The sequence below is a fragment of the Anabaena sp. AL09 genome (genome assembly GCF_001672255.1).
Lineage (GTDB): Bacteria > Cyanobacteriota > Cyanobacteriia > Cyanobacteriales > Nostocaceae > Dolichospermum > Dolichospermum lemmermannii.
Window position 1 is genome coordinate 1 of record NZ_LJOQ01000040.1, and the last position, 6,812, is coordinate 6,812.

Annotated in this window: 10 protein-coding genes; 7 read left to right on the top strand and 3 right to left on the bottom strand. The window is 34.8% G+C overall.

Features of this window, described 5'->3' with window-relative positions; translation table 11 throughout:
- Positions 1–80: 80 nt before the first annotated feature.
- From AN490_RS07540 to AN490_RS07550, 3 genes are all read right to left on the bottom strand, one after another.
- Positions 81–1,406: a CHASE2 domain-containing protein gene (locus tag AN490_RS07540; protein WP_300001370.1), complete on the bottom strand. Its 1,326-nt coding sequence runs from the start codon at positions 1,404–1,406 to the stop codon at positions 81–83.
- 156 nt (positions 1,407–1,562) lie between these two features.
- Positions 1,563–2,480, bottom strand: coding sequence for a hypothetical protein (locus tag AN490_RS07545; protein ID WP_300001372.1), 918 nt, complete (start codon positions 2,478–2,480; stop codon positions 1,563–1,565).
- A 58-nt stretch (positions 2,481–2,538) separates the two neighbouring features.
- A complete protein-coding gene (locus tag AN490_RS07550; RefSeq protein WP_300001374.1) occupies positions 2,539–2,898 on the bottom strand; it encodes a hypothetical protein in 360 nt (119 codons plus the stop codon).
- Positions 2,899–3,116: 218 nt separating this feature from the next.
- Here AN490_RS07550 and AN490_RS07555 point away from each other — a divergent pair, with 218 nt between their 5' ends.
- The 7 genes from AN490_RS07555 to AN490_RS07585 all read left to right on the top strand — a co-directional run.
- Positions 3,117–3,851: a hypothetical protein gene (locus AN490_RS07555; protein WP_300001376.1), complete on the top strand. Its 735-nt coding sequence runs from the start codon at positions 3,117–3,119 to the stop codon at positions 3,849–3,851.
- A 208-nt stretch (positions 3,852–4,059) separates the two neighbouring features.
- Positions 4,060–4,296 (top strand): type II toxin-antitoxin system Phd/YefM family antitoxin, encoded by a 237-nt coding sequence (locus AN490_RS07560; RefSeq protein ID WP_300001378.1) that lies wholly within the window; start codon positions 4,060–4,062, stop codon positions 4,294–4,296.
- Entirely contained in the window at positions 4,293–4,736 is a 444-nt protein-coding gene (locus tag AN490_RS07565; protein WP_300001380.1) for a type II toxin-antitoxin system VapC family toxin, read from the top strand. The genes AN490_RS07560 and AN490_RS07565 overlap by 4 nt, the downstream gene beginning before the upstream one ends.
- Positions 4,737–4,933: 197 nt before the next feature.
- On the top strand, positions 4,934–5,311 hold the full coding sequence (locus tag AN490_RS07570; protein WP_213717663.1) for a type II toxin-antitoxin system RelE/ParE family toxin: 378 nt from the start codon (positions 4,934–4,936) through the stop codon (positions 5,309–5,311).
- A 4-nt stretch (positions 5,312–5,315) separates the two neighbouring features.
- Positions 5,316–5,639, top strand: coding sequence for a helix-turn-helix domain-containing protein (locus tag AN490_RS07575; RefSeq protein ID WP_300001383.1), 324 nt, complete (start codon positions 5,316–5,318; stop codon positions 5,637–5,639).
- 114 nt (positions 5,640–5,753) lie between these two features.
- Complete coding sequence (locus AN490_RS07580) at positions 5,754–6,005, top strand: hypothetical protein (protein WP_300001385.1); 252 nt, start codon at positions 5,754–5,756, stop codon at positions 6,003–6,005.
- A gap of 461 nt (positions 6,006–6,466) precedes the next feature.
- On the top strand, positions 6,467–6,812 hold a 346-nt coding region (locus tag AN490_RS07585; RefSeq protein ID WP_300001387.1), incomplete at its 3' end, for a VCBS repeat-containing protein.

A 6,812-nucleotide genomic window follows, 5' to 3' on the forward strand; every position in this document is an offset into this window, starting at 1 on the left:
CATTGGTCGAAAAACTGTCGTTAATTCACGCGCCATTCATCCCACGCTGCCCTTCGGGTCAGTCGTGGGGCTTCTGTCGGTTAAGCTAAATCTGATTCTAATTCAATTTTGTCCATTACCAATTTTAATTCTTGTAAAGCCCCATCATGGATATCAGCAGCAATACGATGGAGGATTTTGCGGGTGCGGGAAAGAATCGCTTCTTGTTCAGCCGCTTTGAGTTGGGTAATTTGATAGTTTTGTAGTGCAATAACCTCTTTTTGTTGTCCAAAAATTAAATAGATAAAAATAGATATTCCTGCTGCTGTCCACACAAATAAAGGTTGAATAATCAATAATATCCATTTACATTTCCAGACAATTAAACATAGTCCCAAATAACCGCTAAATATTGCTAAAACTATGAATAATAAATGCCAATTTTGATAATTATAAATACCGATACTGATTAAAAATCCTCCCAAAATAACAATTATTAACTCAACCCATTGGCTAGGAATTTGTAAAAATGAATCTGTCATTAAACTGGCCATAATATTAGCCTGAATTTCTACCCCAGCCATACTATCACCGAAAGGTGACAACATCGCCATTGTTTGGACGTTGTTCGCTTCTACAAAACCAATAAAAATAACTTTATTGCTGACTTGTTGAGAAAGTTTTTGAGGAGACGCAACTAGACATTTCTTGTCTTTATTAAGCCGACAAATAGATGTCAGTTCTAGAAAAGGAAAAGTTCCCGACTTTCCCCAAAACTTGATTTTTACGGGAGTTGTAATTTTAGCAAGTCGTGAGGAAAGATTAACTTTTTGTTGTTGCTGTTCCCATTTTTCCAAAGCTAGAAGGGGAACAGATTTAAAAGTTTGAATTTGGTCAATTTTTTCTGAGAGAAAGAATGGACTCACTAAATGGGGACTTCGAGCCGTACTACCTAAATGTGTGGGTGCTTCTGCTTCGAGTTCGTATTCAAAAAAACCCTGAATAGTCTCAGGAGGTATTAAAGGTTGAAGTCGCTCACTATCAAAAGGGAGAAGATGATTGTAGATGAAAAACTTTGGTTTTTTGGAATTAGTAATTGAATTGGTGCGCGTGACTAAAACAATTTGCTGACTATGATTTTTTACGAGATTTTTTAAAGGTTTATTTATTGATTCGGTAATGTTGGTTGGATACTCAGATTCTGGTGATTCTTCCCAGTCATTGTGGAGGTTCAAAACGACGACGGAAGCACCTGCTTTTAAAAGATGTTCAACTAAATCTGCATAGAATAATCTTCCTAAAGATAGCTTTTGATTTGCTAAATCCTGGGGTTTAATTTTTACTAATATAATTTCTGGAGGTGGAGTTTTTGGCTGGTTCAATCTCAGGAATGTATCTTGAAGTTGTAATTCCAATTTCTGAACCACAGGAATTTGCGAAAAGATGAAATTGTAGAATACACTGCAACTGATTCCTAAGCTGAGAAATTTAATTTGCGAACTTTTGCTCCACAACATCTGGTTAATTATTGACATTTGTATTCATTCAGAACCCCGACTTTTCTAAGAAGTCGGGGTTCTAGTTTAATTTGTAAATCTTGCTAATAACTCTTCACGAGATAATTGCAAAAGCAAAGGAGTAAATTCTTCCCTGGTCATAGCAATTACTTGATCAATAATTGTGGCTAATTCTGAATCAAGTTCTCCAAAACGTACTTGTAGGATACTTTCAATCATAGCTCGACGTTCTCTTAATACACCTTCTTCTCGTTCTTGTTTTTTAATTTCTGCTAATTGTTGTTGATACATTTCTGATAATTTCATAATCAACTCCTGATCATCTTGATCAATATCGTGTTCTTTTTCTTGACGTGCAGATAACACAGCAATTAGGTCATGTACTAATTGTATTATATTCGTCAGAAAAGGACTATTCTCTGATAGTGCCTCTAATTCTTCTACTGCTTGTCTTTGTACTTTTCCTCTACCTAATACCCTCAAAAACAGTGTTTCTGGTGTACTGGGTAGTTGATGAATGACAATAAGTACGGTTTTTAATGCTTTTCCTAAAAAATAAATTCCTTTTCCCCAATTTTCCTCATCTAAAGTAAAATTAAAACTTTCTAGAATGTCCGCTGATGCTGTAGGAGTAAAAATCCATAAATAGGGTAATTCTTCTTCATTTATTCGCGTATTATTGCGTTTAGTTTGTCGTTCTAGGTCTGCATGGATGTCAAATAATTTACCCATACAACTGCGAATTTCACTTTTACTAACAGCATTGTGGAACGGCTCAAATATAGTATAACTTGAATTTTTCGCCATTCTTCCTAGTAATCCTAGTGATTCTATACCGTCTGGAAATGGCGATGCAGGTGTAAATAATACGTCAATTTGTCTAACTTCTGAGGTAATATCTTTACTCATTTCTATTTGACCATAAGATATTAATAGTTCTGTGAGATATTGTTTGGCAAATTGGTCGTGGATAAAACGAGTCATTTAATTTTAATTTGATTTAAGGATGAAAAGATTAATTTAACATTTTATTGATGAGCGATTACATCTTGAGAAATAGACGATAGCGAATAATTCGATAGGGATGATTTTGAGACAAGCTGATTCCTAATTCTTTCCCTGTTTGGAAAAATTGCCAAGTTCCGGCTTTTGTCTCTACAGTTTCATTGATATCTGTAGAGTTTTTTAGCTGAAATGGTGGTTCATTTTTTGAGGGACCTGAGAGAAACTGCACGTTGTTGTCTGTAATCTCCAATTTTAACCCAACTGTGCCACCTTCACCAGCACCACTGACAATTTTACCTGTTCCTGACCAAATTTGTTGAGCTAAAGCGGGTGAACTCAGTCCCCAGAGTAAGGACGCTGTGAGGATGATATGCAGTGTTTGGATAGGGAATTTCATAATTGCTGTCTGAACAGGTGGAGAAATGATGTTCTCACACTTATCAGATTTGGGTTTTTAGATGGGTTCGTATGTTCGCACATTTTTCTGCGGGAGTTCGCACATTTTTCTGCGGGGATACACATTGATTTTTTTGGTGGGTAAAAATACTATCGGTGAAAGGTTAATTTTAGAGATCGCTTTCTCGAATTAATAACATTAATGATCAGGTAAAAACAATGAAAAAACAATTAGTAATTAGTTTGACTTTAGTTGCATTAAGTTTTGGGATGGTTGTAACACCCTTTAGCTATAGAGAAGAAAAAGCATTAGCGGTTAATTTCCCTAAATTCGTTCCTGGTTTAAAGCTTGATGGTAATGTAGGGACACTAATAATCCCAAAGGATTTAATCGAAGGAGCTTTAAGACAGACACTAAAAATTAATGAGCAACGATTGAAGGATACAGCTTTTAATCGTATTACCTTAAAGGGTACAGATTGCAAGATAGTAGGAGATAAGTTACAAGTTAGTGGTGTAATTCAAGTAGAACATAGAGAATTAATTGCTTCGATTCTAGGTAAGAAAAAATATACTCCTTGGGTATCTGCTAGTGGAAGGTTAACACAGTTATTTGGTATTCAAGTGAAAAATAATCAAACGGTAGTTCGTAATATAGGAGATCCTAAATTAGAAGGATTGGAAGGAAGATGGTATGCTGAGTTAGTGAGTTTAGCAGGTCAATATGTTGGTCCTAAAATTACGCCTCAAGTAACTCAAGCATTAAGTAGATTTAATGGATTAGATATACGACAATTTGCAATTGATTTTGGAACTCCTTTAATAGCTTCTAAGCTGGGAATTAGTGAAGGATTAGTAAAACCAGCTTTAGAAAAAAACATAGGACCTATTAATGCAGGAATTGACGGCCAATCTAACTTTATCATAGCTTTTACCTTGCCTCAACTAAAATAAAGTCATTTAGGTAGTGACTATTTTGAAAGTCAAGCGATCGCTCTTTTGAGAATAGGGTGATTTTAGGCGATCGCTCTTTCATGAAAGGATAATTTTGATATTTCAGATCCCCGACTTCTTTGAGAAGTCGGGGATCTGGTTTCCCTATTTACAAAATATCTATCTCTGTTATATAATTATAATACATTTGTAAAATATTGAGAACCTTATGACTCAGATTACAATTGAAGAAGCTACTCAAAATCTATATAAACTTCTAGAACAAGTGGCTAAAGGTGAGCAATTTGTGCTGATGAAAGAAGGCAAAGAAATTGCTCGTCTTCTTCCTCCTCAACAAGAAAAAAAAGTATTTCCTAGTTTAAACTCTTTTAGAAAATCAATAGTTTTAAAAGGAAGTGCAATGAGTACCACGATATTAGAAGAAAGAGAGAACGAAAGATATTGATTTATTTAGATACTAGCGCCATTGTTCCTTATTATGTGCCTGAAAAATTAAGTGATGTTGTTGAACAACTATTACAAAAACAAGAAGATCAACCCATCATTAGTCAATTAGTTGAGGTAGAATTATTTTCTGCTTTATCTCGTAGGGTAAGAATGGGTGAAGTTTCCCAAAATGACGCTAGACGGATTACAGAATTGTTTGAGAATCACCTTAATGAAAGTTTATATCGTCTTGTTTTATTGGAAAATCAACATTATCGTTTAGCTAGAGATTGGATATCCAGGTTTGATCTGCCTTTAAGAACTTTGGATGCTTTACATTTAGCAGTGTGTAGCATTAATAATTTTTCTCTGGTGACAGCAGATGATAAATTAGCTCAATCTGCTACTATTTTAGGGATAGATATTCTTTTATTGACTTCCAATCTCAATTTTAGTTAGATATACGATTCCTTCAGAGCGATTCCTGGGTCGCGCTTCGCTATCGCTCTTTCTATAAAAGGATGATTTTGGGCGATCCTAGTATTCAGATCCCCGACTTCTTAAAGAAGTCGGGGATCTAGTTTACCAAGATTATATTTAATACCATATAATTACTTATTGACATAATATGCTAGTTTTAGCATACTTAATATTAGATGAATGAAAAACAAGAAAAGCCTCTCAGATGGATTGCAAGCGCCCTTAATGATTTAAAGAAGTTTCCTGAAGATGTACAGGATGTCATGGGTTACGCTCTTGATTTAGCACAACACGGTCAAAAACACCCTAACGCAAAACCTTTACACGGGTTTTCTGGAGCAGGAGTTTTAGAAATTGTAGATGATTTTGATGGGGATACATATAGGGCAATTTATACTGTTAAATTCGAGGGTGTTATCTACTTACTACATTCCTTTCAAAAGAAATCAAAACATGGTATTGCTACACCAAAACAAGATATAGAATTAGTTAAAAAAAGATTGAAAATCGCTCAAGAAAATTATTTACAGCAAACTACCGAAAAAATGGAGTAAAAAAATGCCAGAAGAAAATCAAGTTGAGGTTAGTAGCGGAAATGTATTTGCTGACTTAGGTTTATCTAATCCTGAAGAAAGATTATTGAAAGCTGAGTTAGTCCGTAAAATCATTGAAATCATTACTAATTTAAATTTAACACAAGTTCAAGCAGCAGAAATTCTAGGCATAGATCAACCAAAAGTTTCTCTACTAATTAGAGGTAGATTAAGTGGCTTTTCAACTGATAGGTTGATGAACTATCTAAACAAGTTAGGTAGTGATGTAGAGATTACAGTTAAACCTAAACCTGAAAATCGTAAGTTTGCTCAGATAATTGTAGTCTGATAATTATTATTCATTATTCAGATCTCCGACTTCTTTAAGAAGTCGGAGATCTAGGTCTTGATTAAGTATACGTATTTAATGTAAAATATACGTATCTAATCATTACCCAAGACAATGAATGTCAAGCCACTGCGGTTTCTCGTGGTAGAAGATCATCCAGGAGTAGCCCAAAATAATTGTGATTTTCTGACAAAATTCGACTCTTCTGCTATTTGTACCATCGCTTCTACTCCCCAAGAAGCAATACAACGTCTAAAAATAGAAACTCCAGATTTAATAGTCCTTGATTTACAATTTGCTTTACCTTCTGGCTCTCAGTCAGCTAAATCCTCTTTAGAATTATTAGAGTTAATTTTTAATAAGTAATCAATACCTTGTCCATTTTTTGTAGGTCGGGTTAAGCGACAGCGCAACCCGAGGCTCATGTTGGGTTATGGCTGATGCCTCCGGCGAGCGCAGGGATACACCACACTTCGTGAACGTACCTCAACCCAACCTACAAATCAAGACTCAAAACTCTATAGCAAAGTTTTTCAGTGATATATGTATTTATTGCTACATACGTATCAAAGAATATTTATCTTAAAAATAACTTTATTAATACGTATATTTACAGTTTATTTTTGAGGCTGTAGGCATTAATGAGCAAAAAAAATCGCCTTTACGTATTGTTATGTAAGGATAGAAGAAAGTCCGACCGCAATTTTGTCTAAGCACTGTGTTTGTTTAATTCTATATTTTCACTAAAAAATATACAACACTTTCTTGATAAAAGCGGCTTTTTTTCAGTAATTTAACTAGTTGACAAGAAATAAAAGTACGAGTTAATGTTACAAATATCTACCTTTACAAAACAACATAAAAATATGCCGACTAACAATCTAGTTGCGATTCAAAAATTTGTTGTCCAAGGTGACAGTCTTCTTGCCGATTTTAATGGTGATAAAAACCTTGATATATTAAGTTATTACCCTGGCTCTGGTAATGCTGTTATTTTGCAGTCAAATGGACAGGGTAATTTGACAAAAGTGTTTGACAGTAATGGTTATGGTATAGCAGGTTACGATTTACGTTCAGCATCTGATCGGGCTTTAGCGTTTGATTACAACGGAGATGGAAAACAAGATCTGTTTTTGTATCGCCCAGGAAGAGGTGCGGCATGGGTAGCTCGTT

Bases quoted from the DNA above. Each gene is read 5' to 3' on its own strand.
- AN490_RS07550 (WP_300001374.1), bottom strand. From the start codon at position 2,898: ATGAAATTCCCTATCCAAACACTGCATATCATCCTCACAGCGTCCTTA.
- AN490_RS07570 (WP_213717663.1), top strand. From the start codon at position 4,934: ATGAATGAAAAACAAGAAAAGCCTCTCAGATGGATTGCAAGCGCCCTT.
- AN490_RS07575 (WP_300001383.1), top strand. From the start codon at position 5,316: ATGCCAGAAGAAAATCAAGTTGAGGTTAGTAGCGGAAATGTATTTGCT.
- AN490_RS07555 (WP_300001376.1), top strand. From the start codon at position 3,117: ATGAAAAAACAATTAGTAATTAGTTTGACTTTAGTTGCATTAAGTTTT.
- AN490_RS07580 (WP_300001385.1), top strand. From the start codon at position 5,754: ATGAATGTCAAGCCACTGCGGTTTCTCGTGGTAGAAGATCATCCAGGA.
- AN490_RS07545 (WP_300001372.1), bottom strand. From the start codon at position 2,480: ATGACTCGTTTTATCCACGACCAATTTGCCAAACAATATCTCACAGAA.
- AN490_RS07560 (WP_300001378.1), top strand. From the start codon at position 4,060: ATGACTCAGATTACAATTGAAGAAGCTACTCAAAATCTATATAAACTT.